At 64.9% G+C, this 25,736-nt stretch carries 30 protein-coding genes and 1 tRNA gene; 21 read left to right on the forward strand and 10 right to left on the reverse strand.

The genetic code is table 11. The features are described 5' to 3' along the window. Positions 1–74: 74 nt before the first annotated feature. Positions 75–557, reverse strand: coding sequence for a phage regulatory CII family protein (locus FHW83_RS13460; RefSeq protein WP_176646855.1), 483 nt, complete (start codon positions 555–557; stop codon positions 75–77). Between the two features lie 86 nt (positions 558–643). Here FHW83_RS13460 and FHW83_RS13465 point away from each other — a divergent pair, with 86 nt between their 5' ends. The 4 genes from FHW83_RS13465 to FHW83_RS13480 all read left to right on the forward strand — a co-directional run bounded on the left by FHW83_RS13465 (position 644) and on the right by FHW83_RS13480 (position 3,381). Continuing rightward, positions 644–1,441: a hypothetical protein gene (locus FHW83_RS13465; protein ID WP_176646856.1), complete on the forward strand. Its 798-nt coding sequence runs from the start codon at positions 644–646 to the stop codon at positions 1,439–1,441. Next, positions 1,441–2,220, forward strand: coding sequence for a DUF2491 family protein (locus FHW83_RS13470; RefSeq protein ID WP_229224166.1), 780 nt, complete (start codon positions 1,441–1,443; stop codon positions 2,218–2,220). Before FHW83_RS13465 ends, FHW83_RS13470 begins: the two co-directional genes overlap by 1 nt. Before the next feature lie 30 nt (positions 2,221–2,250). Then, the gene (locus FHW83_RS13475) at positions 2,251–3,036 is read left to right on the forward strand and encodes a hypothetical protein (RefSeq protein ID WP_176646857.1); all 786 of its coding nucleotides are present in this window, start codon (positions 2,251–2,253) and stop codon (positions 3,034–3,036) included. 69 nt (positions 3,037–3,105) lie between these two features. Next, complete coding sequence (locus FHW83_RS13480; RefSeq protein ID WP_176646858.1) at positions 3,106–3,381, forward strand: DUF493 family protein; 276 nt, start codon at positions 3,106–3,108, stop codon at positions 3,379–3,381. Here the strand turns inward: FHW83_RS13480 and FHW83_RS13485 are convergent, their stop codons facing one another. After that, entirely contained in the window at positions 3,382–4,275 is an 894-nt protein-coding gene (locus tag FHW83_RS13485; protein WP_176646859.1) for a transcriptional regulator GcvA, read from the reverse strand. A 110-nt stretch (positions 4,276–4,385) separates the two neighbouring features. Here FHW83_RS13485 and yfcF point away from each other — a divergent pair, with 110 nt between their 5' ends. From yfcF to FHW83_RS13550, 13 genes are all read left to right on the forward strand, one after another. Then, on the forward strand, positions 4,386–5,012 hold the full coding sequence (gene yfcF / locus FHW83_RS13490) for a glutathione transferase (RefSeq protein ID WP_176646860.1): 627 nt from the start codon (positions 4,386–4,388) through the stop codon (positions 5,010–5,012). Positions 5,013–5,039: 27 nt separating this feature from the next. Next, a complete protein-coding gene (lipB, locus tag FHW83_RS13495; RefSeq protein ID WP_176646861.1) occupies positions 5,040–5,699 on the forward strand; it encodes a lipoyl(octanoyl) transferase LipB in 660 nt (219 codons plus the stop codon). Positions 5,700–5,706: 7 nt separating this feature from the next. Continuing rightward, the gene (gene lipA, locus FHW83_RS13500) at positions 5,707–6,681 is read left to right on the forward strand and encodes a lipoyl synthase (RefSeq protein WP_176646862.1); all 975 of its coding nucleotides are present in this window, start codon (positions 5,707–5,709) and stop codon (positions 6,679–6,681) included. Between the two features lie 101 nt (positions 6,682–6,782). Beyond that, positions 6,783–7,019 carry a type II toxin-antitoxin system Phd/YefM family antitoxin gene (locus FHW83_RS13505; RefSeq protein ID WP_176646863.1) on the forward strand — a complete coding sequence of 79 codons (237 nt, stop codon included), beginning with the start codon at positions 6,783–6,785 and terminating at the stop codon, positions 7,017–7,019. Then, a complete protein-coding gene (locus tag FHW83_RS31325) occupies positions 7,019–7,249 on the forward strand; it encodes a PIN domain-containing protein (protein ID WP_176646864.1) in 231 nt (76 codons plus the stop codon). The genes FHW83_RS13505 and FHW83_RS31325 overlap by 1 nt, the downstream gene beginning before the upstream one ends. Positions 7,250–7,302: 53 nt before the next feature. Beyond that, on the forward strand, positions 7,303–7,959 hold the full coding sequence (locus tag FHW83_RS13515; protein ID WP_176646865.1) for a peroxiredoxin: 657 nt from the start codon (positions 7,303–7,305) through the stop codon (positions 7,957–7,959). Between the two features lie 2 nt (positions 7,960–7,961). Then, complete coding sequence (locus tag FHW83_RS13520) at positions 7,962–8,624, forward strand: uracil-DNA glycosylase (protein WP_176646866.1); 663 nt, start codon at positions 7,962–7,964, stop codon at positions 8,622–8,624. 2 nt (positions 8,625–8,626) lie between these two features. Then, a complete protein-coding gene (locus FHW83_RS13525; RefSeq protein WP_176646867.1) occupies positions 8,627–9,052 on the forward strand; it encodes a PaaI family thioesterase in 426 nt (141 codons plus the stop codon). A 187-nt stretch (positions 9,053–9,239) separates the two neighbouring features. Next, positions 9,240–10,724, forward strand: coding sequence for a tryptophan halogenase family protein (locus FHW83_RS13530; protein WP_176646868.1), 1,485 nt, complete (start codon positions 9,240–9,242; stop codon positions 10,722–10,724). A gap of 76 nt (positions 10,725–10,800) precedes the next feature. After that, positions 10,801–12,084, forward strand: coding sequence for a hypothetical protein (locus FHW83_RS13535; RefSeq protein WP_176646869.1), 1,284 nt, complete (start codon positions 10,801–10,803; stop codon positions 12,082–12,084). Positions 12,085–12,118: 34 nt separating this feature from the next. Then, complete coding sequence (locus tag FHW83_RS13540; RefSeq protein ID WP_176646870.1) at positions 12,119–15,319, forward strand: TonB-dependent receptor; 3,201 nt, start codon at positions 12,119–12,121, stop codon at positions 15,317–15,319. 41 nt (positions 15,320–15,360) lie between these two features. Then, a complete protein-coding gene (locus FHW83_RS13545) occupies positions 15,361–15,834 on the forward strand; it encodes a group 1 truncated hemoglobin (protein WP_176646871.1) in 474 nt (157 codons plus the stop codon). Positions 15,835–15,853: 19 nt separating this feature from the next. Beyond that, positions 15,854–16,726 (forward strand): DUF3034 family protein, encoded by an 873-nt coding sequence (locus FHW83_RS13550; RefSeq protein ID WP_176646872.1) that lies wholly within the window; start codon positions 15,854–15,856, stop codon positions 16,724–16,726. Here the strand turns inward: FHW83_RS13550 and cynS are convergent. Genes cynS through FHW83_RS13580 form a run of 6 tightly spaced genes read right to left on the reverse strand, consistent with a single transcriptional unit; the run spans position 16,723 to position 20,604 of the window. After that, positions 16,723–17,166 carry a cyanase gene (cynS, locus tag FHW83_RS13555; protein WP_176646873.1) on the reverse strand — a complete coding sequence of 148 codons (444 nt, stop codon included), beginning with the start codon at positions 17,164–17,166 and terminating at the stop codon, positions 16,723–16,725. The two genes, FHW83_RS13550 and cynS, sit on opposite strands and share 4 nt — an antisense overlap. A gap of 53 nt (positions 17,167–17,219) precedes the next feature. Continuing rightward, positions 17,220–17,732, reverse strand: a complete 513-nt coding sequence (locus tag FHW83_RS13560) for a peroxiredoxin (RefSeq protein ID WP_176646874.1) — start codon at positions 17,730–17,732, stop codon at positions 17,220–17,222. Then, positions 17,729–18,394: a BON domain-containing protein gene (locus tag FHW83_RS13565; RefSeq protein ID WP_176646875.1), complete on the reverse strand. Its 666-nt coding sequence runs from the start codon at positions 18,392–18,394 to the stop codon at positions 17,729–17,731. The genes FHW83_RS13560 and FHW83_RS13565 overlap by 4 nt, the downstream gene beginning before the upstream one ends. Next, complete coding sequence (locus FHW83_RS13570; RefSeq protein WP_155464055.1) at positions 18,387–18,983, reverse strand: phosphoheptose isomerase; 597 nt, start codon at positions 18,981–18,983, stop codon at positions 18,387–18,389. The genes FHW83_RS13565 and FHW83_RS13570 overlap by 8 nt, the downstream gene beginning before the upstream one ends. 57 nt (positions 18,984–19,040) lie before the next feature. After that, complete coding sequence (locus FHW83_RS13575; protein WP_176646876.1) at positions 19,041–19,391, reverse strand: YraN family protein; 351 nt, start codon at positions 19,389–19,391, stop codon at positions 19,041–19,043. Between the two features lie 7 nt (positions 19,392–19,398). Further along, positions 19,399–20,604 carry a penicillin-binding protein activator gene (locus tag FHW83_RS13580; RefSeq protein ID WP_229224184.1) on the reverse strand — a complete coding sequence of 402 codons (1,206 nt, stop codon included), beginning with the start codon at positions 20,602–20,604 and terminating at the stop codon, positions 19,399–19,401. Positions 20,605–20,824: 220 nt separating this feature from the next. Between FHW83_RS13580 and rsmI the strand changes: the two genes are divergently transcribed. Further along, positions 20,825–21,727, forward strand: a complete 903-nt coding sequence (gene rsmI / locus FHW83_RS13585) for a 16S rRNA (cytidine(1402)-2'-O)-methyltransferase (RefSeq protein ID WP_176646878.1) — start codon at positions 20,825–20,827, stop codon at positions 21,725–21,727. Here the strand turns inward: rsmI and FHW83_RS13590 are convergent. Beyond that, the gene (locus tag FHW83_RS13590; RefSeq protein ID WP_176646879.1) at positions 21,724–22,329 is read right to left on the reverse strand and encodes a hypothetical protein; all 606 of its coding nucleotides are present in this window, start codon (positions 22,327–22,329) and stop codon (positions 21,724–21,726) included. The genes rsmI and FHW83_RS13590 overlap by 4 nt on opposite strands. 75 nt (positions 22,330–22,404) lie before the next feature. Here FHW83_RS13590 and FHW83_RS13595 point away from each other — a divergent pair. From FHW83_RS13595 to FHW83_RS13605, 3 genes are all read left to right on the forward strand, one after another. Then, positions 22,405–22,481: transfer RNA gene (locus FHW83_RS13595), tRNA-Pro, on the forward strand. 118 nt (positions 22,482–22,599) lie between these two features. Then, positions 22,600–23,895, forward strand: coding sequence for a sensor histidine kinase (locus FHW83_RS13600; RefSeq protein WP_176646880.1), 1,296 nt, complete (start codon positions 22,600–22,602; stop codon positions 23,893–23,895). After that, positions 23,892–24,620 (forward strand): LytTR family DNA-binding domain-containing protein, encoded by a 729-nt coding sequence (locus FHW83_RS13605; protein WP_176646881.1) that lies wholly within the window; start codon positions 23,892–23,894, stop codon positions 24,618–24,620. Before FHW83_RS13600 ends, FHW83_RS13605 begins: the two co-directional genes overlap by 4 nt. Before the next feature lie 203 nt (positions 24,621–24,823). Here FHW83_RS13605 and FHW83_RS13610 read toward each other — a convergent pair whose 3' ends face one another. Beyond that, positions 24,824–25,735, reverse strand: coding sequence for a hydroxymethylglutaryl-CoA lyase (locus FHW83_RS13610; protein ID WP_176646882.1), 912 nt, complete (start codon positions 25,733–25,735; stop codon positions 24,824–24,826). Position 25,736 lies beyond the last annotated feature (1 nt).

The raw sequence follows: 25,736 nt of genomic DNA on the forward strand, positions 1-25,736 counted from the left end.
AGGTCTGTCATTCGGACACGAGCTCAACAATTACATAGTTGAGCTCGTGTCCGAATGACAGACCTGACCCCGAATTATTGCTGCGCCTTGAGGCGCAGGCGGGCGCGCCATTCGCCCAGGGCCGACAGCGCGCCCTGGAATTCGCGCTCGATCAGATCCGCCTCGGCGGCGGTGACCTTGCCGTCCATGAGCGCGCTGGAGACCGCCTCCGCCACCGCGCCCACCTGACTCATCACCTTGCACACGGTCTGCGATAAGTCGTCTTCGCTGATGGCGTCCGGCGTCGGCACCACGAACGCCGCCATGCCGTGCCGCGTCAGCAGCGCGTGCAGCGGCAGGTGGGCGTCGCTCACCCCCGCCTTGTGGCACAGGTCCACCACCGTCGACACCTCCTCGAATGACGGATAGTGCGACGCGATCGTCGGCGCCAGCTTGTTGCGCAGGACGTTGACCGAGATCCCCATCGCCTGCGCCAGGGCGTCGATGCCGCCGGGATACGCGCGCGCCACCTTGTAAAGCGCGTCGTGCTGATTCATGTCCAGGTATTTGCGTGTCATGGTGAAGCGTGCCTTTTATTACCGATGCAACCGCGAACGCGCGGCGCTATGCTGTTTTTCATTCAACTTCTTTGTGAAAAGACATCATGAAGTCATTTCGATCCGCGCTGCTGTTGATGGTTTGCCTTGCCTTCCTGGGCAATGGGCCGGCGGAAGCGCGCCCGGCTTCACATTCTGGCACATCGTCGGGGTTTAAAAGCGGTTTTTCTTCACAAAAGAACAACTCCGCCGCCCACAGCCGTCCGGCGCCGCCGCCCGCCAACCGCCAGAGCGGCCCCGGCGCGTTCGGCAAGCAGGCCGGTTCGCCGGCCCAGCCGCAGCGCGCCACCTCGGCCCTGTCGCGCGACGTCGACCAGGGCGCCGCGCGCGAGCAGGCCCTGAATACGCTGGACCAGCGCCGCGCCGCCGCCAACGCGCCGCAACCGCTGCCGCCGCTGAACGGTACCTTGCGCCAGCCGCCGCAACCGTCGCGCCCGGCCCCGGCCTATGGCGGCGCGCCCTATGCCGGCCCGCCGCCGGTGTACGCGCCGCCAGCCCAGCAGTCGAGCGGCCTGATGCATGGTTTGCTGGGCTTCATGCTGGGCCGGGCGATGAGCCAGAGCAACCAGCCGGTGGCCTACCCGGCCACAGGCGGCCAGCCCGCCCCGGCACCGGCGGCCGGTACCCCCGGCGGCACCGAAGGCGCCGGAATGGTGGCCGGTATGCCGGGCTTGGGCGCGCCGGCCGTCACGCCGCCGCCGCCCGCGCCATCGTTCATGGCCCGTGTGCTGCGCTGGTTCGCCTGGCTGTCGGTGCTGAGCCTGCTGGGATGGGCGGCCGTGTATTCGGTGCGCAAGTTCCGCCGCCTGCGCGCCGCACCGCATTATTCATTTGAAAGGAACTGATGATGGGTTGGACCGATGCCTATAACTATCTGCGCAACGGCGCGGCCAAGCTGGCCGGCAACGACGCCCCGCGCACCGACGCCGACCTGCCGCTCGGTGCGCGCATCGGCAGCGTGGTCGCGATACAGCAATCTCCGCTGCTGCGCGCGGTGGCCGACGGCTCACTGATCACGCTGCCGGACGCGGACGACACGCGCATCGTGGCGGTGTCGCAGATCCGCCTCAAGCAGTCCGGCGGCCTGTATCGCTATTACCTGGAAACCGGCGACCTTGATGACAAAGAAAAGTTCCTGCAGGTCTACCAGAACGCCAGCGGTCAGGTCAGCGAGATCCTGTACTGCACCCAGCTGGCGCGCGTGATCCCGGAAACCGCCGAGGACCAAGACGCCTACACCGGCCAGGCCGGTGCCGGCCTGGGCGACCGCAGCTACACGTTGTGGCGCGAGCAGTTGGCCGATCTGGATCTCGACCTGGAACTGGTTTTCGGCGCCGGGCAGGGCCTGGACTACTGGCGCGACGCCGGCGATCCGGAAACGCCGTACCTGCCGCCCTTCACCGGCACCGAAACCCGGCTGGACGACGCCAGCGGCAACACCGGCTTGCGCCAGGAAATGTATTTCATGCCGTACGTGCGCCAGCTGCGCGGCGGCGGCCACGAGTATCTGCTGATCACGACGGAAATCCTCCACAGCGTGAACGGCGACACCAGGAAACGCGGGATCCATGTCGACTTCGTCATCGGCATCCCGGTGGAGCAGCAACGCGTCGTTATCCAATGATGCGCAACTTTTGAAACGAGGAAGACTGACATGAGCAACTTGAATGGCTGGGGTTTGACCGCGCGACTGATCACCAAGCATTTTGGCGCGCTGGGCAATCGCGTGTCCGAGGCGATCGCCAATTTCGATCCTGAAACCGCCACCGAGGCCGACCGCGACCGCCTGGCCGACAATCTGCGCAGCGCCGCCCAGAAGCTGGCCGCCGCGCGCGCCGCCTTCAACAAGGAGGCCGACGACGTGGTCAAGCTGCGCCAGCTGATCGCCACCGACGAGCAGGCGGCCGGCACGCTGGCCGAGCGCCTTGCCGCCGGCAAGATCTCGGAATCGACCATCACCCTGTTCTGCGACGAGCTGGAAGGCAACAAGGCGCGCTTGCCGCAGGAGCTGCAGGAGGAGGCCGACGCCAAGCAGTATATGAACGAGCTGCAAACCATCGTCGACGCGCTGTCGAAGCAGCTGGCCGAGTTCGACGCCCAGGCGAAGAAGGCGATGCAGGCGCTGGCCTCGGCGCGCGCCCAGCAGGATCTGCAGCAGCTGCGCGCCGAGCGCCAGGCCCAGCTGGCCGGCCTGCAGGGCATGCGTGGCCAGTCGAGCGCGCTGAGCGCCCTGACCCGCCGCGCCGAAAGCATCCGCAACGACGCCGAGGGCTTGCGCATCGTCACCGACATCGGCCAGAAGCCGCTGGACCAGGCCGCCGAGCTGGAGGCGATCCGCAAATCGGTCAGCCAGCCGGCGCTCGGCAATGAGTCGGCGCTGGCCCGTTTGCAGCGTTTGTCGGGCCAGAGCGGCGAGCCGCTGGCGCTTGCAAAGTCCTGATCGGGCTACAATATAGGCTGGCGACGCCGCTGTTGGCGCCGCCGGTCTTTATTGAAATGGAAACAGAATATGCAAGCGATCCCGCCATCAGAGTCCCTCATCGAATACCCGAGCGACTTCCCGATCAAGGTCATGGGGCCGACTCATATCGATTTCGCCCCGACCATCATTTTGGTCGTGCAAAAGCATGACAAGGAATTCCACGAGGGCCGCATGGAGGTGCGCCCCTCGGCCAAGGGCAATTACACCGGCCTGACCTGCACCGTGCGCGCCACCAGCCGCGAGCAGCTCGACGCGCTGTACACCGAGCTGTCCGGTCACCCGATGGTCAAGATTGTCATGTAATCAACCTTGCTGGCGCAGGAAGGTGGCGATCTCTTCCAGCAGCCAGTCGCGGAACGCCTGCACCTGCGGCTTGCTGGCCGCGTTGGGCGGCGTGACGAAGTAATACTCGTCCGGGCTCGGCGTGGCGATGTCGAACAGCCGCAGCAGCTGCCCGGAGGCGATCTCCTGCATCGCCACCACGTGCCGCACCAGCGCCACGCCGTTGCCGTCGGCGGCGGAACGGATCAGCATCGATAAATCCTCAAACAGCAGCCCGCCCGACGGTTCCGGGTAATCGAGCCCGGCCGCGTTGAACCACGGCGTCCAGTGCTCCGCCGAGCGCAGCAAGGTGTGGCGGTTCAGGTCGCCTGGCGCCAACGGTAGCTGCCCACCGCGATAGTGGGGACTCACTACGGGGTAATACACATCCCCCATCAGCCGCAACACCACCATGCCGGGATAGTTGCCACGCCCGAAGCGGATGCCCACGTCCACGCCCTCGCGCGCCAGGTCCTGCAGCGCGCCGCTCGATTGCAGCACCACTTCGATATCTGGATACAGCTCGATGAACTTGCCCAGCCGCGGCGCCAGCCAGCGCGCCGCGAACGACGGGATCGAGGTGATCGTCAGCCGCTGGCTGATGCTGGTCGCGCGCATGGCGTCGGTGGCGGCGGCGATGTCGGCGAAGGCCTTGCCGAGGAACTGGGCGAACTTCAGCCCGTCGTTAGTTATTTTCACCTGCCGGCCATGGCGCACGAACAGCGGCCGCCCCAGCTCCTCCTCCAACCCCCGCACCTGATGGCTGATGGCGCCGTGCGTCAGGTGCAATTCCTCCGCCGCGCGCGAGAAGTTCTCGTGGCGGGCCGCCGCCTCGAAGGCGCGTAACGCGGAAAAATTGGGCAGGCGGCGTGTCATCCTGTGGATAACTATGTGAGTAAAACTAACAAGAATTGCGAAAATATACCGTTATACAGGTACTTACACAAGGTTTACCATGTGAATAAATCTACCTAAGCGGAGCTGCCATGCCTTTTGAACTGTACGTCGATAGCCTCTACACCAGTCCCTACGCCCTGTCCGCCTTCGTGGCCCTGACCGAAAAAGGCCTGCCGTTCAGCATCAAGACCGTGGATCTGGAAAGCGGCGCGCAGCGCCAGGCCGCCTACGCCGGGCGCGCGCTGACCGCCCGCGTGCCGGCGCTGGTCGAGGGCGACTTCGTGCTGACCGAGTCGAGCGCCATCACCGAATACCTGGACGAGACCTTCCCCGCGCCCGAGTACGTGGCGCTGTATCCGCAGGACCGCCGCCAGCGCGCGCAGGCGCGGCAGATCCAGGCCTGGGTGCGCAGCGACCTGGTGCCGGTGCGCGTCGAACGCGACACCGAGACCGTGTTCTTCAAGAAGCCATGCGCGCCGCTGAGCGAGAGCGGGCAGCAGGCCGCCGCCAAGCTGGTGCAGGTGGCCGAGCGCGTGGTGCAGGGGCCGCAACATCTGTTCGGCGAGTGGTCGATCGCCGACACCGACCTCGCCATCCTGCTGAGCCGGCTGGTGCGCAACGGCGATCCGGTGCCGGCCAAGCTGCGGGAGTATGTCGAGTTCCAGTGGCAGCGGCCGCCGGTGCAGGCCTGGCTGGCCAGGCACCAGCCGGGCTGAACGCGGCAGCCGGGGTATAATGCCGGCATGACGTCTCCTACCTCTCCCGAGATCAAACATCTCGGCAAAGCCGATTACGACAGCACCTTCGCCGCCATGCGGGCCTTCACCGACGCCCGCACGCCGGACACGCGCGACGAACTGTGGATCGTCGAGCACGCGCCTGTCTACACGCTGGGGCTGGGCGCGGATCGCGGCCACCTGCTGGCCGGCGCCTCGGGGATCCCGGTGGTGCAGACCGACCGCGGCGGCGAAGTCACCTACCATGGTCCCGGCCAGGTGGTGATTTACCTGTTGATGGACCTGCGCCGCAACAAGCCGGGCGGCAAGCTGTACGCGCGCCAGTTCGTGCATAAAATCGAGCAGGCGATCATCAACGTGCTACAGGCGTATAATCTCGCCGGTGAGCGCGTTGCCGGCGCGCCGGGCATCTACATGGCCGGCGGCGACCACCAAGGCGCCAAGATTGCCGCGCTGGGCTTGAAGGTACGCGGCAATGGCTGCACCTACCACGGGCTGTCGCTGAATGTGGCGATGGATCTGGCCCCGTTTTCCTGGATTAACCCTTGCGGCTATGCCGGACTGGAAACAGTCGATATGCGCACCGTTGGCGCGCAGGCAATGCTGTCGGACGTACAACAGCAACTGGCCGAGGAATTAGTCCGCGTCCTGGCGACCAACGAATAAACAAATTATGACCACCGAAACTACTCCAGCTTACAACCCGAGCGAAAAGCAAAAAGGCGCCAGCAAGACCTCGCGCATCCCGATCAAGATCGTGCCGGTCGAACAGGTCGAGCGCTTGAAGAAGCCGGACTGGATACGCGTCAAGGCCGGTTCGCCCAACACCCGTTTCTACGAAATCAAGGAAACGCTGCGCGAGAACAAGCTGGTCACCGTGTGCGAGGAGGCCAGCTGCCCGAACATCGGCGAATGCTTCGGCAAGGGCACGGCCACCTTCATGATCATGGGCGACAAGTGCACCCGTCGCTGCCCGTTCTGCGACGTCGGCCACGGCCGCCCGGACCCGCTGGACAAGGATGAGCCGACCAACCTGTCGCACACCATCGCCAAGCTGCGCCTGAGCTACGTGGTGATCACCTCGGTGGACCGCGACGACCTGCGCGACGGCGGCGCCCAGCACTTCGTCGAGTGCATCTCCAACACCCGCGCGCTGTCGCCCAAGACCCAGATCGAAGTGCTGGTGCCGGACTTCCGCGGCCGCCTGGAAAAGGCGCTGGCGATCTTCGCCGACGGCTTGCCGGACGTGATGAATCACAACCTGGAAACCGTGCCGCGCCTGTACAAGGAAGCGCGTCCGGGTTCGGACTACATGCACTCGCTGAAGCTGCTGAAGGACTTCAAGGCCCTGTACCCGCACGTCAAGACCAAGTCGGGCATCATGGTCGGCCTGGGCGAGACCGACGAGGAAATCCTGCAGGTGATGCGCGACATGCGCGAGCACGACATCGACATGCTGACCATCGGCCAGTATCTGGCGCCATCGAACAGCCACCTGCCGGTGCGCCGCTACGTGCACCCGGACGTGTTCAAGATGTTCGAGGAAGAAGCCTACAAGATGGGCTTCAAGCACGCCGCCGTCGGCGCCATGGTGCGCTCCTCCTACCACGCGGACGAACAGGCACACAACGTGCTGGCCGCCGGCTAAACAACTAGGGTTCCTCACGGAGCCCTTTGTTTTTGATCTGCGTCAGATCGGGGCGCTTGCGCTGGCGATTGGGAGGGGTAGACTGGTTACCGGAGGTTGCCATGCACACTATCGATATCGCTGCGTTCCAAAATCAACTTCCCAACGTGCTGGAAGCCATCAGCCGGGGCGAGGAAGTGCTGCTTTCCCTAGACGGCCAGCCCGTCGCTCAATTGGTCGCTATTCCTCCTCGTCGCGAGCTGAGGGAACCCGGCTCTATGGCTGGGCAAATCTGGATGTCCGAAGACTTTGACGCCTCTGTGCCCGAAGATATATTGGTGGCGTTTGAGGGCAAATAATGCCTGTCTTGCTCGACACGCATGTCGTGCTCTGGTGGTTGCGGAACGATCGAAAATTATCCCCGCACTGCCGCGCCAGAATTAAATCGGCATCAGCTGCCTATGTGAATAGCGTTTCGATTTGGGAAGCCGCGATCAAAGTCAGTAGGGGGCGCTTAAGGTGGATTTGGATGTTGCTGACTGCTGATCGGGTTTTGGCCGAGTACTCGGCGTTGATAGAACTTGTGTGAGCTGTTTAGTAGTATTATTTCTATAATTTACCTCACATTATAGGAACGCCACCATGTCGCTGCGCATCAATGACATCGCCCCGGATTTCACCGCCAATACCACCCACGGCAAGATCGATTTCCATAACTGGATCGGCGACCAATGGGCCATCCTGTTCTCGCATCCCAAGGATTTCACGCCGGTCTGCACCACCGAACTGGGCTACATGGCCAGGATCGAGCCGGAGTTCACCAAGCGTAACGCCAAGCTGATCGGCCTGTCGATCGACCCGGTCGAGAACCACGAGAAGTGGGCCGCCGATATCGAGGAAACCCAGGGCGCCGCCGTCAAATACCCGATGATCGGCGACACCGACCTGGCCGTCGCCAAGCTGTACAACATGCTGCCGGCCGACGAGGCCGGCACCTCGGACGGCCGCACCGCCGCCACCAACGCCACCGTGCGCTCGGTGTTCATCATCGGCCCGGACAAGAAGATCAAGCTGATGCTGACCTACCCGATGACCACCGGCCGCAACTTCGACGAAATCCTGCGCGTGCTCGATTCCATGCAGCTGACCGCCAAGCACAAGGTGGCCACGCCGGTGAACTGGAAGAATGGCGATGACGTCATCATCACCCCCGCCGTCAGCAATGAGGAGGCGGAAACCAAGTTCCCCGGCTTCCGCACCATCAAGCCTTACCTGCGTGTGACCAAGCAGCCGGTTTAAGCATGAGTGTACGCATCGAGGAGTCGTGGAAACTGCGGTTGCAGCACGAGTTTGAGCAGCCTTACTGGGAATCACTGACCTCCTTTGTGCGTGGCGAATACGCGGCCGGACAGTGCTGCCCGGCCGGCAAGAACATCTTCCGCGCCTTCGACCTGACGCCCTTCCACGACGTCAAGGTCGTCATCCTCGGCCAGGACCCGTATCACACGCCGGGCGCCGCCATGGGCTTTTGCTTCTCGGTCCCCGAGGGCAACCGCCCGCAGCCCAGCCTGCAAAACATTTTCCAGGAACTGCACAACGATCTCGGCCTCGAGCGCCGCCAGACCGACCTCAGCGACTGGGCGCGGCAAGGGGTGTTCCTGCTGAACAGCGTGCTGACCGTGCGCGCGCGCGAGGCCGGCTCGCATGCCAACAAGGGTTGGGAAACCTTCACGGACAGCGCCATCCGCGCCCTGTCGCAGCAGCGCGAAAACATCGTCTTTATCCTGTGGGGCAGCTACGCCATCGCCAAGCGCGCGCTGATCGACAGCCGCAAGCATCTGGTGATCACCTCGCCGCACCCGTCGCCGTTCTCCGCGCACAAGGGCTTCTTCGGCAGCAAGCCGTTCTCGCGCGCGAACGATTACTTAACCTCCAAAGGCCAAGCGCCGATACAGTGGGCTTAAACATGGACGCGAACAAATTCACCCCCGACTACTTCAACACCTTCGGCAAGGGCACGCTGCCGGATCACCTGGGCATCGTCATCACCTCGGTGCAGGAAAACCAGATCGTGGCCGAGTTCACCGTCACGCCAAACCACCTGGCGCCAAACGGCTTCCTGCACGCCGGCAGCGTGGTCACGCTGGCCGACACGGCCTGCGGTTACGCCTGCTTCGCGCACCTGCCTGAAGGCGCACAGAATTTCACCACCATCGAGCTCAAATCCAATCACCTGGGCACCGCGCGCGAAGGCACGGTGGTGGCCACCGCGACCGCCGTGCATCTGGGCCGCACCACGCAGGTATGGGACGCCATCGTCATCAACAAGGCCACTGGCAAAACAATAGCGTTGTTCCGCTGCACACAAATGGTTTTGTACCCGGCCAAATAGCGTCCAGCCGTCGCCGGCAGGGCCGCTCCCCCCTGCGATTTACGCAATTTTCTCTGTTGTTTTGAGCATTTTTGGAATTGTCCCCGTGAAGCATGCATTTGAAAATGATGTTTCAAATATATAAAAACTTGCGCCCTGGAGATAACAGCACAGCCTCCTGGCGCCGGTTAAATCAACGGGGACAGGAATGGACGGCACATACAAACGTATTGTGGTCGTTGGCGGCGGCACGGCCGGCTGGATGGCCGCGACGGCCTTGGCAAGCGCATTGCCCGCCAGCACCGTGGAGCTGGTGGAATCCGAGGAGATCGGCATCGTCGGCGTGGGCGAAGCGACCTTTCCCTCGATCCGCAACTTCCACCGTTTGGTCGGCATCGACGAGGCGGAGTTTCTGCGCGCCACCCACGGCACCTACAAACTGGGCATCGAATTTCGCGACTGGCGCGAGCGCGGCGAACGGTATTTCCATACCTTTGGCGATTTTGGCGAGCTGAGCGGGCCGAACGCCCTGTGGGGCCATTTCCGCCGCGTGGGCGACGCCGGCCTGGGCACGCTGGGCGAGCAGTGCCTGCCGACCGTGATGGCCAGCCAGGGCCGTTTCCAGGGCCTGGCCTCGGAAGAGGACCGTCCCTTCAACTATGCCTACCACTTCGACGCCGCGTTGTACGCCGTCTTCCTGCGCAAGCTGGCGTTGCAGCGCGGCGTGCGGCGCACCGAGGGCCGAGTGGTCGAGGTGGTGCGCCGCGCCGACGGCGGCGTGGCCCGGCTGACGCTGGCCGACGGCCGCGCGCTGGACGGCGACCTGTTCATCGACTGTTCCGGTTTCGCCTCCCTGCTGCTGGGGCGCAGCCTGAACGAGCCATTCGTCGACTTCAGCCACTGGCTGCCGGTGGACCGGGCCTGGGCCGTCCCCACCGAACTGAGCGGGGCGGCGCTGACACCCTACACGCGCGCCACCGCGCTCGAAGCGGGCTGGGCTTGGCGTATTCCGCTGAGCAGCCGGATCGGCAACGGCCATGTGTTCGCCAGCCGCTACATCGATGAGGAGCGCGCGCGTGAACAATTGCTGGGGCAGCTGGACGGCCGGCCGCTGGCCGAGCCGCGCCTGTTGCGCTTCACCACCGGCCACCGGCAGCGCTGCTGGGTCCACAACGTGGTCGGCCTGGGGCTGGCGTCCGGCTTTCTGGAGCCGCTGGAATCGACCAGCATTTTCCTGATCCAGAGCGGCCTCGGCCATCTGATTCCCGTTTTGCAGCAGGGCCGCGCGTCCACCGCGGCCGAGATCGACCATTACAACAGCGGCATGGCGCGTCAATTTGCGCGCATCCGCGATTTCATCATCCTGCACTACTGCCTCACGGCGCGCCGCGACAGCCCCTTGTGGCGCGCCATGGCCAGCATGGACTTGCCCGACACCCTGGCGTTCAAGCTGCACGCCTGGCGCCAGGCCGGCGTGCTGCATCAATACGCCTGGGAAGGCTTCGATGCCCACAGCTGGCTGGCGATCCACGCCGGCATGGGCCATTGGCCCGAGCGCATCGACCCGGGGCTGGAGGAGCTCACGCGCGAGGAGGCCTTGCAGGCCTTGCGCCAGCGGCGCGCGCGCCTTGCCGCCGTGGTTGCGGCCATGCCCACCCACGAGGCCTATCTGCGCCGGATGGTGGCGCGCTAACGTCAAGTCTTTCCCGCTCACCGGCGCGAGCCTGGCGGGGACATTTCTGTAAGCACAATCGAGGAGACAAAGTATCATGATGAAACGAATGACAGGATTCCGGCTGTCGGCCCTGGGCCTGGCCGGCATCGCGCTGCTGGCCGGTTGCGGCGGCGGCGGCGGTGGCAGTGGCAGTGGCGGTTCCGGCGGCGCGGTGCAGACCATCGCCTTCGACTTTCCGGGCGGCGCCACCGTGGCCATCCCGCCCGCCGTGGCGACCACGCAGCTGGTCGCCACCGCCAGTTCCGGCGGACCGATCACCTTCACCTCGAATACGCCGACCGTTTGCACCGTCAACGGCAGCACCGTGTCCCTGCTGATCGCCGGTGAGTGCTCGGTGACCGCCACCCAGCCCGGCTACCAAGGCTACGCCCCGGCCTCGCAGAGCCAGTTGTTCGTCATTCCCAAGCGGCCGCAGACGATCGTGTTCCGCAATCCGGGCTCGCAAGCGCTGGATGGGCAGCCGGCAACGCTGACCGCGACCGTCAACACGGGCCGGCCGGTCACCTTCTCGACCAGCACGCCGACGGTGTGCTCGGTCAACGGCAACACACTGTCCAAGCTGGCCAACGGGCTGTGCGTGGTCACCGCCACGCAGAGCGGCGACGATATCTTTGCGGCCGTGAAGCTGGACCGGAGCATTCCGGTGGGCACGGAAAAGGCGCCCGCGCTGACTTTCCTGAGCGGCTATAAGGACACCTCGACCACCAGGGAGCTGGGCAGCGTCGGCACCTATTCCGGCAGCAGCGCCGATGGCTGGTGGTGCGGCGGCAGCTGGTGCGGCAGCGCCGTGTCCGGCGACGGCGGCAGCTTCTCGTATTTCTACAGCATCCAGCCGGCGGATCCCGCCGGCCTGGGCGCCTACTATGGCTTCACCATGATGGCCGGCACACTGAGCGCGATGGCCTCGGGCGGCGACACGCTGGTCGGCGTGCGCATCGACGCCCAGGCGGCGCTGAAGTTCAATCTGGCGCAGAACAGCGAGTGGTTCGGCACCGGCAAAAACGCGGTCAATGTCGATCTGTACCTCGGCCACTACGCGCTCAAGGAGGGCAAGGACTGCAACGTGAAGCTGCGCGCCGTGGTGACGCCGACCCAGGCCGCCGCCACCGACTACAGCGTCGGCCTGAGGGACAAGTTCACGATCAGCGAGTCGTGCGGCCTGACCGGGCTGGACCTGTGGAATGAATTGCAGGACTACCCGATCTCGAAGATCGAGTTTTCCGCGGTGAACACGAACACCACGGCATCGAGCACAGGCACGGCCGCGCCCACCTTTACCAGCAAGCTGACGCTGACCGGCGCCATCAGCTTCCAATGACAAGAGGAACAAGATAATGAAAAACACAGGGACGATGAGCAACAGGAAACCGCTCAAGATGACCGTGCTGGCGATGGTGGCGGCGCAGCTGGCGCTGCTGTACAGCGGCGGCGTGCTGGCGCAGACGGACACGCCGCCGCCGGTCAGCAAGGACACGCCGCCGGACAAGATCGTGGTCGTGACCGGCCAGCGCAAGCAGCTGGAGACCTCGCAAAAAATCAAGCAAGAGTCCGACCTGATCGTCGATTCGGTCGTGGCCGACGAGGCCGGCAAACTGCCGGACAAGTCGATCACCGAAGTGCTGCAGCGGGTGGTGGGCGTCACCATGGACCGCAATACCTCGCGCACCCGCACCAACGCCGCCAGCAATCCGCTGTCCTACAACGTCGAGGGCTCGGGCGTGCAGATCCGCGGCCTGTCCTGGGGCTCCTCCACCCTGAACGGACGCGAAGGCTTCTCGGCCGGCTGGCCCGGACGCGAATTGAGCTGGGGCGACATCCCGCCGGAACTGATGGCCGGCGTGGACGTGTACAAGAACCCCTCGTCCGAGCTGATCGAAGGCGGCATCAGCGGCCAGGTCAATCTGCGCACCCGGCTGCCGTTCGACTCCAAGGGGCAATCGGGCGCCTTTTCCTTCTCGGACAGCTATAGCCCGTTTGGCAAGAAGAATACGCCGTCCTTCTCCGGCCTGTACTCCAACCGCTGGTCGACCGACATGGGCGAAATCGGCGCCCTGATCGACGTCTCCTACGGCAAATCGGCGTTCCGCTCCGACTCCTACACCCTCGGCGCCTACTACCCGCTGAGCAAGCCGGTCCCCGGCAAGACGGTGTGGGTGCCGAACGGCATCTCCTGGGGCACCAGCGAGGGCGAGTCGGAACGCGCGGGTATCTATGGCGCATTGCAATGGAAGAAGAACGACAAGGAGTCGTCGCTGACGTACTTCGATTCGGGCTTCCGTTCCGAGAGCGTCAACGGCGGCATCTTCAGCACCGCGTCGGACGGCAATCTCGGCCTGACCCCGTATGACCTCACGCTCACCAATGCCCAGTACGACGCCAACGGCATCCTGCAAAAAGGCACGTTGAGCTATCCGGGCGGCACTGGCCGCAACCAGTTCGCGGCGGGCGGCTTGTCCGCCGGCTCCACCAGTTCCTATGACAATGCGCATGGACGCACGCGCGATATCTCCTGGAACCTGAAATGGAGGATGGATGAGCGCTGGACCTTCCAGAGCGATCTGCAATGGGTGCACGCCACCAATGGCGGGGACGGCAACATGATCAATATGGGCACCTTCGTGCCCAGCATGAGCTTTGACCTCACCACCCCGCGGCCGACGGTCGGTTTCGACGCCGCCGCCCGCGCCGCCCTGGCCGATCCCGGCAACTATTACTTCAACACCCTGCAGCCTTACCTCAACAAGGCGAAGGGCGACATGTACGCCTGGAAGGGCGACGCCAAGTTCGTCTTCGACAGCGACGTGCTGCGCGATCTGCGCTTTGGCGTGCGTGTGACGCACCGCTCGATGTCGCATGCGATCGGCGTCGGCAGCGGCTGGTATTCCCTGTCCGAGCCGTGGGCGGTGCTGCAGAGCCCGGTGGCGGGCCGGCCGCCGATGGCTTCCGAGTGGGGCAGCAACTGGCAACCGCGCGGCAATTTCGGCTATCTGAGCGATCCGCGCTATGCCAACCTTGCCCCGGTCCAGCAATACACCTTCCCCAACTTCTTCAACGGCAGGATAGGCATGCCGCCAACCATCGTGGTGCCCACCATGGCCGCGGTGCGTAACTATCCGGCCCAGGCCGCGGCGCTGCTGGCGGTGAAGCGCTTGCAATGCGAGGATGGCAACAAGCTCAAGAACACCAACGTCGATTGTTCGACCCAGGGCAGCGACTGGCGGCCGATGATCTTCTCGAACGACCCCAAGGACATCAACCCGCAAAATCCCGTGCAGGGCGCGCTGTCGACCGCCAGCGAAAACACCCAGGCCCTGTATGGCACCCTGCGCTTCGGCTTCGACAACTGGAAGTACCCGGTGGAAGGCAACGCGGGGGTGCGGGTGATCCGGTCGAGCTCGCAGTCGCACGGCTACACGGTATTCAATCCGCAATATAGCGACACCACCAATCCCGCCTTGCCGCGGTTCGGGGTGTTCAACGAGCCGCTGGACGTCAAGGGCAGCCATACCGACGTGATCCCGAGCCTGAACCTGAAGGTGAACCTGACCGACAAGCTGCAGTCGCGCATTGCGCTGTCGCAGGGCATTGCCCGCCCCGGCTTCGACCAGTTGCAGGAGTACGTCAATCTGCAGCAGAAGGTGGAAAACGCCACCGTCAACGGCGTCACCACCATCAAGTCGGTCAGCTACGTCGGGACCAACTCGGGCAACGCGAACCTGAAGCCGCTTAAATCGAACAACTTCGATCTGTCGCTGGAATGGTATCCGCGCGCCGGCCAGTCGCTCACGGCAGTGGTGTTCTACAAGAAGATCAAGGACATCATCATGAACGATACCTACACCAGAAGCGTGAAGGATCTGGCCGGCAATTCGCAGGAGTTCGTCATCACCGGGCCGGCCAACGCGGCCAAGCTGTGGCAGGGCGGCATTGAGATCGCCGGCCAGACCTATCTGGACAAGCTGCCCGGCCTGGAGGACATACCGGATTGGGCCAAGGGCTTCGGCGTTTCCGCCAACTGGACCTATCTGGATGGCAAGCAGGACCTGTACCATCCCTACACGGCGCCTTATTGCCCGAAGAACGGCACGGCCACCTCCATGAACAATCTCTACGGTTGCGACACCAACGGTCTGCCCTTCAAGGACCTGCCGGTGGTCAACATGTCCAGGCATGCCTTCAACCTGGGCCTGATGTACGACCGTGGGCCGATTTCGGCGCGACTGGCGTATAGCTGGCGCTCGCGCACCTTGTTGGCGACCAACGCCTTTGGCGCCGGCGGCAATGATGCCGTCAGCGCCGATCCGGCACGCCTGGTCAACGGGGTGGCGCCGACGGACGTGGGCTGGGGCTTGCCGGTGTGGCAGGAGGCGGTGGGACAGTGGGACGCCAGTCTCAACTACAACTTCACCGCCAACCTGTGGGCCAGCGCCGCGGTCAGCAACCTGACCCGGACCGTGACCAAGCAGACCAATCAGCAGTACATCGGCAACACGGGACGTTCCTGGTTCGATCCGGGCCGCAGCTTCCGGGTAGCCATGGGTTATCACTTCTGATAAATTCATCCTCATGCGTGCACCACACATGAGGATGAACGATGATTAAACGCCCCCGCCTGCTGGCACTGGGCTTGCTGCTGGCCTCGTCGCTGGCGCTGGCCCAGATGCCGTACACCGAAGACTCCACCTACCAGGGCCTGGGCGGCAAGGAAGGTATCAAGAAGATTGTCGATACCTTCCTCACTCTGGTGCTGGCCGATCCGCGCATCAAGGACAATTTCACCGACTTCGATATTCCGCAGCTGAACACCCGCCTGCAGGAGCAGTTCTGCGAGTTCGCCGGCGGCCCCTGCAAGTACACCGGCAAATACCGCGACAAGACCATGGACGGTGTCGGCACCGTGCGTGACATGAAGACCGTGCATCAGGATCTGAAGATCACCAACGCCATGTTCAACGCGCTGACCGAGGACTTGCAGATCGCCATGGAACAGCACAATGTGCCCAGCAGCGTGGCGCTCAAGCTGGTCGCCAAGCTGGCGCCGATGCAACGCGACATCGTGACGCAATAATTCCGCCGGGAGCCGAGCAATGAAAAAAATCATTCCGACTTTGTTGGCTGTGTGCGCATGCGCCGCTGCCGGCGCGCAGGACATGGGCAAGCTGCTGGCCACCGGCGGCGTGTCGCAGGTGGAGGGCGCGGGCGGCGGCGGCATCACGCCGTGGGCGCTGATCAGCGGCTATGGCACGCGCGACAGCTGGGGCGCCAACGCGCACTACACCCACCTCAGCACGCAGGACTACAAGTTGCATACCTACGGCGTCACGGCCGGCATCGCGGACCGTCTCGAGGTGTCCTTCGCCAACCAGGAGTTCACCGGCAGCCTGGCCCCGCTCGACAAGCTGAACATCAAGCAGGACATCGTCGGTCTCAAGCTGAAAGTGCTGGGCGACGCGGTGTACGAGCAGGATGTGTGGCTGCCGCAGGTGGCCATCGGCGTCATGTACAAGAAGAACAAGGGCGTGCGCGGACTGGAGGCGCTGGGCGTCACCAACGTCAAGCAGCTGGGCGCGAAGGACGACAGCGGCTACGACTACTATGTGTCCGCCACCAAGATCTATCTGGAGCACAGCCTGCTGCTGAACGCGACGCTGCGCGCCACCCGCGCCAACCAGATGGGCATCCTCGGCTTCGGCGGCGACCGGAACGACGACACGCGCCTGATGCCGGAATTCTCGGCGGCCTATCTCATCAACCGCAAGCTGGCGCTGGGCGCCGAGTACCGCCGCAAACCGCACAACCTCGGCGTGGACGACGAGAAGGCGTACTACGACGCCTTCATCGCCTGGTTCCCGACCAAGAACTTCTCGGTGACGGCGGCGTACGCCAACCTGGGCGACATCACCATCTTCAATCCGAAGAAGCAGAAGGGCTGGTACCTGTCGCTGCAGGCCGGCTTCTAGTAGCTTTTGTAGGGCAGGAATTTACCGCTCAGCACTACCTGCACGCGGTCGCCCTTGGGGTCGGCTTCACGCTGGATGTCCATCGAGAAGTCGATCGCGCTCATGATGCCGTCGCCGAATTCCTCGTGGATCAATTCCTTGATGGTGGTGCCGTACACGCTGACGATTTCATACCAGCGGTAGATCAGCGGATCGGTCGGCACGGCGCTGGGCAGTGAACCTTTATAGGGCACGATCTGCAGCCAGGCGGCTTCCTCGTCGGTCAGTTCGAACAGCTCCTGCGCCTTGTCGGCCTGCTCGCGGTTGAAGGTCATCTGGCCGAGCAGCGCGGCGGTGGTCCATTCCTTGCTCTGGCCGAAGTGCGTGGCGATGTCGGCCCAGCGCATTTTGCGCGACACTTTGGCGGACAGGATTTTTTGCGTGACTTGGTTGCGGTCCATGGCGGCTTCCCTTGTGGTTGGAGAAGCCAGTTACCATGCAAGCGGCGTGCCAATCAGCCCTTGAGCGACTCCGCCAACAGCTTGTGCAGGGCCGGGAAGTCCGGCTCGCCCAGGTAGCGCTTGAGGATCTTGCCATCCTTGCCGATCACGAAGGTGGTTGGCGTCATGGCGACGTTGCCGTAGGCCTTGGCGGCCGAGCCGTCCGTGTCCAGCGCGACCTTGAACGGCAGCTGGCGCGTCTCGGCGTAGTTCAGCACGTAGTTGGGCGGGTCGTAATTCATCGCCACGGCGACGAACTCCAGGCCGTCGGCCTTGAACTTGTTGTAGGTGTCGACCATCTTGGGCATCTCGGCCACGCAGGTGGTGCACGAGGTGGCCCAGAAGTTGACCATCACCACCTTGCCCTTCAGGCTCTCGGGCGTGATCTTCTCGCCCTTGATGCTCATGAAGGTCAGCTCGGGCGCCACCTCGCGCTTGGACACGGTGGCGTAGGCGCCAAAGCCGATGGCGGCGATCGCCACGGCGGCGATCACCGGTTTGATCCAGGCGCGGGAGGCGTCGCTCATTGGCTGCTCGCGTTGTTGGCGGTGTTGGCCGGCTTCGGCTGGTAGCTCTTCCACTCTTCCTCGGTGATGTATTCAAACACCTTCACCACCTTGGTCACGCCGCTGACGCCGCGCGCGATGTCGGCGCCGATCTGGCCTTCGCGCTGGGTCACGCGGCCCTGCAGGTAGACCACGCCGCGCTCGGTCACCACCTGGTAGGAGTTGGCCGAGATGTCCTTGGCGTCCACCAGGCTGGCCTTGACCTTGGTGGTGATCAGCGTGTCGTTGGAGCGCGAGGTGTAGCTCGACGGGCCGGCGATCTCCAGCTCGTTGATGACGTCGATCACGCCCTCGATGCCGCGGATCTCGCGCTCGATCTGCGCTTTCATGGCTTCATCGCGCACCTCGCCGGTCAGCAGGGCGCGGCGGTTGAAGCTGTTGATGTTGACGTGCGCGGCGTCGCCACCGACGTTGTTGACCTTGATGGCGGCCTTGACTTCAATCGCGCGGTCTTCGGTCTGCGCGCCGAACGTGCGGCGGTCGGAAGCCGCCAGCGTACCGGAAATCGCGCCGCCCGCGACCAGCGCGACGCAGCCCGACAGCGATGCCAGCATGGCGCCGCACAGCACGCTCATGGCCAGCGGACGTTGTATCTTTTTCCAGATAGCGCTGGAATTATTCATTCACATCTCCTCCGAACAGGGCGACGTCGATGCCGTCGCAAATGCAATGGATGGTCACCAGGTGGACTTCCTGGATGCGGGCGGTGCGGTCGTGCGGCACGCAGATGTGCACGTCGGCGTCGGTCAGCATCTTGCCGATCGCGCCGCCGCCCTTGCCGGTCAGCGCCACCACGCGCATCTCGCGTTCCAGCGCCGCCTCGATGGCCGCCATAACGTTGGCCGAGTTGCCCGAGGTGGAGAACGCCAGCAGGATGTCGCCGGCCTGGCCGAACGCCTGCACCTGCTTGGAGAAGATCTCGCGGTAGCTGTAGTCGTTGGCCACCGCCGTCAGGATCGAGGTGTCGGTGGTCAGGGCGATGGCCGGCAGCGGGAAGCGCTCGCGCTCGAAACGGCCCACCAGCTCGGCCGCGAAGTGCTGCGCGTCGGCGGCCGAACCGCCGTTGCCGCATACCAGGATCTTGTTGCCGTTGGACAGCGCCGAGAACATCATCTCGATCGCCTGCGCGATATGCGGGGCGAGGACGGTGGCGGACTGGATTTTGAGTTCGGCACTTTCGTGGAAGTGCGAGAGGATGCGTTGATTAGTCATAGTGTGCTGATTATAGTGCAGTCGTCCGGCCGGCCGGACAAGCGCTGTTAAAAATGCTTACATCTCCAGCACGTTTTGTATCCATGACAACTTCTCATTGTCGATGGCAATCAGATCGAAGCGGCACGGCGGCGGGATCTTGTGGCGTAAAAGATAATATTGCGCGGCGCGCAACAGGCGCTGCTGCTTGGCCGGGGTGACGCTGTAGACGGCGCCGCCGTAGCGCGCGCCGGCGCGCCGCCGCACCTCCACGAACACCAGCGTCGGCCCCTCCAGCATGATGAGGTCGATCTCGCCGGCCTTGCACAGGAAATTGCGCTCCAGCAGCGTCAGGCCCTGGGCGAGGAGGTGGCTGAGCGCCCGGTCCTCGCCCTGCCGGCCCAGCCGCTGCTGTGGGGTGCGCGGCATGGCATCCTCATGGGCGGGCCGGCTGCGGGGCGCCGTTCTGGTAGATGGCCGGTTGCTCGACGCGCTCGAAACTGGCCGGGCCCTGGCCGAAGTCGACGGTCAGCTTGCCGGTCACGCCGTCCAGCTGGAAGCGGCCGGCCGGATGGCGGGCGATCTCGCGCGCCACGCGGAAGGCGTCGATGCCGAGCGCGTACAGGCGCGCCATGTCGGCGCTGCCGACCCCGGTCTGCAGCGAACGCGGATACACCATCACCGCCGGGTGGTCGCGCTGGACCTGCCACGGCAGGTCCAGCAGGCGCACACCCTCCAGGTCGCGGCCGGGGAAGCCGGCGCCCGGATTCAGCGCCGAGGTGCCGTAGATCGGCAGGTTGGCGAATTGCTCGGTCGGCACGGTTGGTGGCGGCGGCAGTTTGTCGGCGGTGCTGAAAATCGGGTTGTCCGGCTCGGTGGTCAGCACACTGCCCAGGGCGATGCGCAGCTGGCGGGTCTGGTCGGCGCCCATGGCCGAGAACAGCACGGCCGGGGTGTCCTGGCGCAGGCGGGCGCGCAGTTGCACCAGTTCCGGATCGCTGAGGTAGCCGTCCGGCGCGCTCAGCTCGACGATGCGCAGCGGCCGGCCGAGCCGCCCTTCCCACTGGTTGGCAAAGGCCGTCGCCACGCGGCGCTGCCAGGCCGAGTTGGTGGTCAGCACCAGCGCGCCGCCGCTCGGCTGGTCGGCGGCGGCCCATTGCGCGGCCTGGCGCGCCTCTTCCTCGATCGACAGGCCGATGGCCAGCATTTGCGGCGGCAGCGCCGCGCCGGTCTGGCCATGGCCCTCGGGATAATTCAAGGCGATGGTGGGCTTGCTGACCAGCGAACTGCCGGCCACGGCCGCCACCGCCGTGCGCGACAGCGGACCCACCACGATGTCCTGGTCCTGCAGCGCGCGGGCGTAGGCGCCCAGGATGTCCTGCGGCACGTCGCCGGTTTCCACCACCGTGACGGTGATGTTGTCGCGGTCGCGCTCGAGGCCGGCCATGAAGCCGGCGCGCACCGATTCGGCGGCCGCGCCCAGCGTGTCCGAATGCAGCGGCAGCAGCAGGCCGATGCGGACCGGGGCGCCCGACGGCGGCGCGTTGTCGTTGACGAAGCGCGCCCCGGTGTCGGCCTGGCGGATGGCCGGCTGGCCGCTGGCGCCATCGCCCGCATCAGGCTCGGCGGTGGCGCCGGGCATGGTCACGGCGAACACCTCGGCCGGCGGCAGGTCCGGTCCGGGCGGCGCCTTGGGCGGCGGCGGCGCGGGAGGCTGGACGGGCGGCGGCGGCAGACTTGTTTTTGCCGGCTGGGGCGAGCACAATCCTCCCGGCGCGTCGCAAAACGGCGTGCTGCATGCACTCAGCACCGCGGCGGCCATGCACAGCAGCGTCAACCTCACACTTTTCATCCTACCTCCAATGAGCGACCACGTATCCAGTTCCATCGCCAGCCTGCCCGTCCTGGGCGAAACGGCGCACCAGACCTATCCTAGCGCAACCTTGTACGTCGTGGCGACCCCCATCGGGAATGTGACCGATATTAGCCTGCGCGCGCTGCACGTTTTGAGCTTGGTCAATGCTGTTGCATGCGAGGACACGCGCAATACCGCCACCTTGATGAACCGCTTCGGCCTGCACAAGCCCTTGATCGCCGCGCATCAGCACAATGAGCGTGAGGCGGCGGAAACCTTGATTGCGCGATTGCAAGCTGGGGAGCGGATCGCGCTGGTCTCGGACGCCGGCACGCCGGCGGTGTCCGATCCGGGCGCGCGCATCGTGGACGCGGTGCGCGCGGCTGGACTGCGCGTGCTGCCGCTGCCGGGCGCCTCGGCGGCGGTGACGGCCTTGTCCGCCAGCGGGCTGGTGAACGATCAGTTTTACTTTGTCGGTTTCCTGCCGGCCAAGGCCAGGCAGCGGGAAAACTTCCTCGCCACGCTGCGCGCGGTGACGGCCACCATGGTGTTTTACGAGGCGCCGCACCGCATCCTGGACTGCGCCGCCGCGTTGGCCTCGGTGTTCGAGCCGACCCGGCAAGTGGTGTTCGCGCGCGAGCTGACCAAGATGTTCGAGGAAATCCACCGCTGCCCGCTGTCCGAGGCGGAAGCGTGGATCAAGGCCGACGCGCACCGGGAAAAAGGCGAGTTCGTGGTGCTGCTGGAAGGCGCCGCGCCGGCCGATGACGAAAACGACGTGGAGGCGGACCGCTTGCTGCAAATCCTGCTGGCGGAACTGCCTGTCAAACAGGCGGCCGGCCTGGCCGCGCAAATCACCGGCCGCAAGAAGAACGCGCTGTACGACCGCGCGCTGGAGCTCAAGGGCTAAAACTTGCAGTGCTTGTCGAACGCCCAGACCAGCGGGGCAAGCAGGCCTGCCCCCGCGCCGGCCTGCAGGCAGTCATATTTCTTGGCGCTGGCGACGCCTTTTTGCAGCTGGGTCTGATGGTCCTCAGGGGACAGCGGATGGGCTTCCAGCTGTGCCGCCAGCGTGCCCGGGGTGGCCTTCTCCTTCGCCACGCTGCGCGCGGTTTTCAGCGCTTCATCCATATTGAACTTCTTCTGTTGCTGATCCGGGTAAAGCGGATCGGGCGTCGCGGTGATGGGCTGCGTCGCGGGCGATGGCTGCGCCTGCTGCGCGATGGCCGCCGGCGCCGGGGCGCGCTCGGGCGGCGCGGCCCGGACCGGCTCGCGCTTGCGCCGCGGTTCCGGCCTGAGCGGCGGCGGCTCGACCTTGGCCACCACTTTCGGCGGCGCCGGCGGCTGCAGCCACACCGTCATCGTCCGCGCCGGCTGTTGCTGCGCGGGCGGGCTGGAAAGTCGATAGCCGAACAGCAACACGGTGTGCAGCGCCAGCGAGATGGCAACCCCCGCGATGATGCCGGGACGCCGCAGCCGGGCCGGCCTGTCGAATGAAATTGTCGCACTCATGATCTTTAGATAATAGCACCGAAGTGGATCGGGCACTTGACGACCTTCACGCCAGGCTGTATTATCTTGCTTCTTCGGAGTGTAGCGCAGCCCGGTAGCGCATCTGGTTTGGGACCAGAGGGTCCAAGGTTCGAATCCTTGTACTCCGACCAAAATCTAAAAACCCTGTTTGATGGCAACGTCAAACGGGGTTTTTTCCTTTTCACTCCCGATTTTGGCCCCTTCGTCGCACGGGCCGTCGCGGCACCCCGCCAGCGCTAGAATGGCCACATGAATACGACACCCTTCTACCTCAAGCCCGCCGAAGTCAGGCACGATCCGCGACTGGTGTGGCGTTACCGTTGGCAATCGCTGCTGCGCAATTGGGCGGCGGTCGCCATCATCGGCGTGCTCGTCCTGGTGGTGCTGCTGGGATTCCTGTTCTCCCTGCCGAACCGCCCAGCCTTGCACGCCGGCGGCTGGACGTGGATCAACATCTTCTTTGGCGTGGTATGGCCGGTGCTGGTGCCTATGATCATCGGCAACAACCTGGCGCTGGCGCGCCTGAAAGAGCTGTCCGAGGCCGGCACCCCGCTGACCGAGGAAATGATCAGCTCGCGGCCCCGCCGCACGTTGATCTCGCCGCTGGACCCGCTGACCACCTACAACGTCTGCACCGAAACCCTCTCCGGGCTGGCGGTTGGCATGGCGCTGGGGTATGGCGGACCGGCCGTGTTCCGCTACTCGCCGTTCGAAGGCAAGATCCTGATCGGCCCGCGCCGTCCGGTGTGGCTGACGCAGTGCACCGAGGTGCTGGTGGCCGGTGAACCGGGCCAGCCGGTCGAGGTGCGCATCCGCCGCCGCTTCGGCATGGATTTCTTCGCGGTCCAGCGCGGCGGCGCCTTGCAGGCGGTGGAGACGGTGGCGGCGCATCTGCGCGCCCAGTTCGAGCAAAAAGACCGCGCCCTGCGCGCCATCAGGCGCGAGGAGGAACTGGAGCGCGCGGCCCTGAACGCCAAGCTGTCCGCCTTGCAGGCGCAGGTCGAGCCGCACTTCCTGTTCAACACCCTGGCCAACCTCAAATACCTGATCCGCACCGACGCCGACATGGCGCAGCAAATGCTCGACCACCTGGTCGGCTACCTGCAGAACGCCCTGCCCGACATGCGCTCGGTATCGTCGACGCTGGAACGCGAGCTGGCGCTGGTGCGCGATTACCTGTCCATCATGCAGATCCGCATGGGCCAGCGGCTGCGCTTCCACATCCAGGCCGATGAGGTGGCGCTGGCCCAGCCCTTCCCGCCGGCGATGCTGATCTCGCTGGTGGAAAACGCCGTCAAGCATGGGCTGGAGCGCGCCAGCCGCGCCGGCGAAATCGTCATCACCGCCGCGCTGCATGGCGATGGCCTGCGGGTGCGGGTGTGCGATGATGGCGTCGGCCTGACCGAGCAGATGGGCCAAGGCTTCGGCCTGTCGAATATCCACGAGCGCCTGCAGCTGCTGTACGGCGAGCGCGCCTCGCTGTCGGTCGCTGCCGGGGAACACGGCGGCGTGGTCGCCACATTGACCATCAAGGAGCAAGGATGACGATCGCCTTGATCGTGGAAGACGAACCGCTGCTGGCCGCCGAGCTGCGCGACCAGCTGCAGGCGCTGTGGCCGGAGCTGGAGATCGCCGGCCACGCGGAAAATGGTGTGGAGGCGGTGTCGATGCTGGAAGCGCTCAAGCCGGACGTGGTGTTCCTCGACATCCAGATCCCGGGCCTGAGCGGCATGGACGTCGCGCGGCACGTGGCGGAGGCGACGCAGATCGTCTTCGTGACGGCCTACGCCGAGCACGCGGTGCAGGCATTTGAAGCGGGGGCGGTGGACTACATCGTCAAGCCGGTGACGGCGGCGCGGCTGCTGCAAACGGTGAAGCGCCTGAAGACGCGCAGCGTGGCGCCGGTGCCGGCGGGCGTATGGCGGCAGCTGGCGCCAGCGCCGGTGCAGCACCTGAAGTGGATCAAGGCATCGGCCGGCAACACCGTGCGGCTGGTGATGGTGCGCGATGTGCTGTATTTCCAGTCCAACGACAAATACACGCGGGTGGTCACGCACGATGGCGACGCCTTGATCCGCCTGCCGCTGAAAAGCCTGATCGGCCAGCTGGATCCCACGCAGTTCGCGCAAATCCACCGCGGCGCCATCGTCAATCTGGAAGCGGTGGAGCGCATCGATCGCGACGGCACGGCGATGGAAATCCGCCTGCGAGGCCGGCCGGAAAAACTCGCCATCAGCGAAGCCTACACCCGCCAGTTCCGGCAGATGTGAATCCGGGGTCAGGTCCTCCATTTCTACACGGCCTCAGCTGTGGCGCAGCTGAGGCCGTGTAGAAATGGAGGACCTGACCCCGGATTGCTAAGTTAAGGGCCGTCATTCCCGCGCAGGCGGGAATGACGGCTCATCAGTTTGTGGTCGAAAAGGGCTTAACTTACCGGCATGAGGACCTGACCCGGATTTTGATTGTTATGTTATCAAGCGGCACGTTTGGCGGCGATGGCGTTGCCGGCGCGGCTGGCGCCTTTGCGGTTGAGGAACTGCGAGATGAACTGGCCCGCGTCCACCACGATATCGAGGTCGATGCCGGTCTCGATGCCCAGCCCCTGCATCATGTACAGCACATCCTCGGTGGCGACATTGCCGGTCGCACCCTTGGCATACGGGCAGCCGCCCAGGCCCGATACCGACGAGTGGTAAATCGCAATGCCCAGCTCCAGGCTGCCGTAGATGTTGGCCAGCGCCTGGCCATAGGTATCGTGGAAGTGGCCCGACAAGCCGTCCACGCGGAATTCGCGGATGGCGCGCTCCATCACCGCCTGCGTCTTGCGCGGCGTCGCCACGCCGATGGTGTCGGCGATGTCGATTTCATCGCAGCCCAGGTCGCGCATGCGGCCCACCACGTCGGCCACCGCGTCCAGCGGCACCTCGCCCTGATACGGACAGCCGAAGGCGCAGCTGATGCTGCCGCGCAGGCGGATGCCGTGCTCCCTGGCCGCCTTCGCCACGCCTTCGAAGCGCGCGATCGATTCGGCGATCGAGCAGTTGATGTTCTTTTGCGAGAAGGCTTCCGAGGCGGAGCCGAAGATCACCACTTCGCCGGCCTTGGCCGCCAGCGCCGCCTCGAAGCCCTGCATGTTGGGCGTGAGCGCGGAATAGATCACACCCGGCTTGCGCTCGATCGCCGCCATCACCTCGGCGCTGGTGGCCATCTGCGGCACCCACTTCGGCGACACGAAGGCCGCCGCCTCGATGTTCTGGAAGCCGGCGCTGGTGAGGCGGTTCACCAGCTCGATCTTGATCTCGGCCGGGACGTTTTCCTTTTCATTTTGCAGGCCGTCGCGCGGGCCGACTTCAACGATTTTGACTTGTTTCGGTAAGCTGCTCATT

Source organism: Duganella sp. SG902, from assembly GCF_013376005.1.
Lineage (GTDB): Bacteria > Pseudomonadota > Gammaproteobacteria > Burkholderiales > Burkholderiaceae_D > Rugamonas.

What these genes read in the sequence shown, in the direction of transcription:
- FHW83_RS13460 (WP_176646855.1), bottom strand. Translation starts at nt 557, where the DNA reads ATGACACGCAAATACCTGGACATGAATCAGCACGACGCGCTTTACAAG.
- FHW83_RS13465 (WP_176646856.1), top strand. Translation starts at nt 644, where the DNA reads ATGAAGTCATTTCGATCCGCGCTGCTGTTGATGGTTTGCCTTGCCTTC.
- FHW83_RS13470 (WP_229224166.1), top strand. Translation starts at nt 1,441, where the DNA reads ATGATGGGTTGGACCGATGCCTATAACTATCTGCGCAACGGCGCGGCC.
- FHW83_RS13475 (WP_176646857.1), top strand. Translation starts at nt 2,251, where the DNA reads ATGAGCAACTTGAATGGCTGGGGTTTGACCGCGCGACTGATCACCAAG.
- FHW83_RS13480 (WP_176646858.1), top strand. Translation starts at nt 3,106, where the DNA reads ATGCAAGCGATCCCGCCATCAGAGTCCCTCATCGAATACCCGAGCGAC.
- FHW83_RS13485 (WP_176646859.1), bottom strand. Translation starts at nt 4,275, where the DNA reads ATGACACGCCGCCTGCCCAATTTTTCCGCGTTACGCGCCTTCGAGGCG.
- yfcF (WP_176646860.1), top strand. Translation starts at nt 4,386, where the DNA reads ATGCCTTTTGAACTGTACGTCGATAGCCTCTACACCAGTCCCTACGCC.
- lipB (WP_176646861.1), top strand. Translation starts at nt 5,040, where the DNA reads ATGACGTCTCCTACCTCTCCCGAGATCAAACATCTCGGCAAAGCCGAT.
- lipA (WP_176646862.1), top strand. Translation starts at nt 5,707, where the DNA reads ATGACCACCGAAACTACTCCAGCTTACAACCCGAGCGAAAAGCAAAAA.
- FHW83_RS13505 (WP_176646863.1), top strand. Translation starts at nt 6,783, where the DNA reads ATGCACACTATCGATATCGCTGCGTTCCAAAATCAACTTCCCAACGTG.
- FHW83_RS31325 (WP_176646864.1), top strand. Translation starts at nt 7,019, where the DNA reads ATGCCTGTCTTGCTCGACACGCATGTCGTGCTCTGGTGGTTGCGGAAC.
- FHW83_RS13515 (WP_176646865.1), top strand. Translation starts at nt 7,303, where the DNA reads ATGTCGCTGCGCATCAATGACATCGCCCCGGATTTCACCGCCAATACC.
- FHW83_RS13520 (WP_176646866.1), top strand. Translation starts at nt 7,962, where the DNA reads ATGAGTGTACGCATCGAGGAGTCGTGGAAACTGCGGTTGCAGCACGAG.
- FHW83_RS13525 (WP_176646867.1), top strand. Translation starts at nt 8,627, where the DNA reads ATGGACGCGAACAAATTCACCCCCGACTACTTCAACACCTTCGGCAAG.
- FHW83_RS13530 (WP_176646868.1), top strand. Translation starts at nt 9,240, where the DNA reads ATGGACGGCACATACAAACGTATTGTGGTCGTTGGCGGCGGCACGGCC.
- FHW83_RS13535 (WP_176646869.1), top strand. Translation starts at nt 10,801, where the DNA reads ATGATGAAACGAATGACAGGATTCCGGCTGTCGGCCCTGGGCCTGGCC.
- FHW83_RS13540 (WP_176646870.1), top strand. Translation starts at nt 12,119, where the DNA reads ATGAGCAACAGGAAACCGCTCAAGATGACCGTGCTGGCGATGGTGGCG.
- FHW83_RS13545 (WP_176646871.1), top strand. Translation starts at nt 15,361, where the DNA reads ATGATTAAACGCCCCCGCCTGCTGGCACTGGGCTTGCTGCTGGCCTCG.
- FHW83_RS13550 (WP_176646872.1), top strand. Translation starts at nt 15,854, where the DNA reads ATGAAAAAAATCATTCCGACTTTGTTGGCTGTGTGCGCATGCGCCGCT.
- cynS (WP_176646873.1), bottom strand. Translation starts at nt 17,166, where the DNA reads ATGGACCGCAACCAAGTCACGCAAAAAATCCTGTCCGCCAAAGTGTCG.
- FHW83_RS13560 (WP_176646874.1), bottom strand. Translation starts at nt 17,732, where the DNA reads ATGAGCGACGCCTCCCGCGCCTGGATCAAACCGGTGATCGCCGCCGTG.
- FHW83_RS13565 (WP_176646875.1), bottom strand. Translation starts at nt 18,394, where the DNA reads ATGAATAATTCCAGCGCTATCTGGAAAAAGATACAACGTCCGCTGGCC.
- FHW83_RS13570 (WP_155464055.1), bottom strand. Translation starts at nt 18,983, where the DNA reads ATGACTAATCAACGCATCCTCTCGCACTTCCACGAAAGTGCCGAACTC.
- FHW83_RS13575 (WP_176646876.1), bottom strand. Translation starts at nt 19,391, where the DNA reads ATGCCGCGCACCCCACAGCAGCGGCTGGGCCGGCAGGGCGAGGACCGG.
- FHW83_RS13580 (WP_229224184.1), bottom strand. Translation starts at nt 20,604, where the DNA reads ATGCCCGGCGCCACCGCCGAGCCTGATGCGGGCGATGGCGCCAGCGGC.
- rsmI (WP_176646878.1), top strand. Translation starts at nt 20,825, where the DNA reads ATGAGCGACCACGTATCCAGTTCCATCGCCAGCCTGCCCGTCCTGGGC.
- FHW83_RS13590 (WP_176646879.1), bottom strand. Translation starts at nt 22,329, where the DNA reads ATGAGTGCGACAATTTCATTCGACAGGCCGGCCCGGCTGCGGCGTCCC.
- FHW83_RS13600 (WP_176646880.1), top strand. Translation starts at nt 22,600, where the DNA reads ATGAATACGACACCCTTCTACCTCAAGCCCGCCGAAGTCAGGCACGAT.
- FHW83_RS13605 (WP_176646881.1), top strand. Translation starts at nt 23,892, where the DNA reads ATGACGATCGCCTTGATCGTGGAAGACGAACCGCTGCTGGCCGCCGAG.
- FHW83_RS13610 (WP_176646882.1), bottom strand. Translation starts at nt 25,735, where the DNA reads ATGAGCAGCTTACCGAAACAAGTCAAAATCGTTGAAGTCGGCCCGCGC.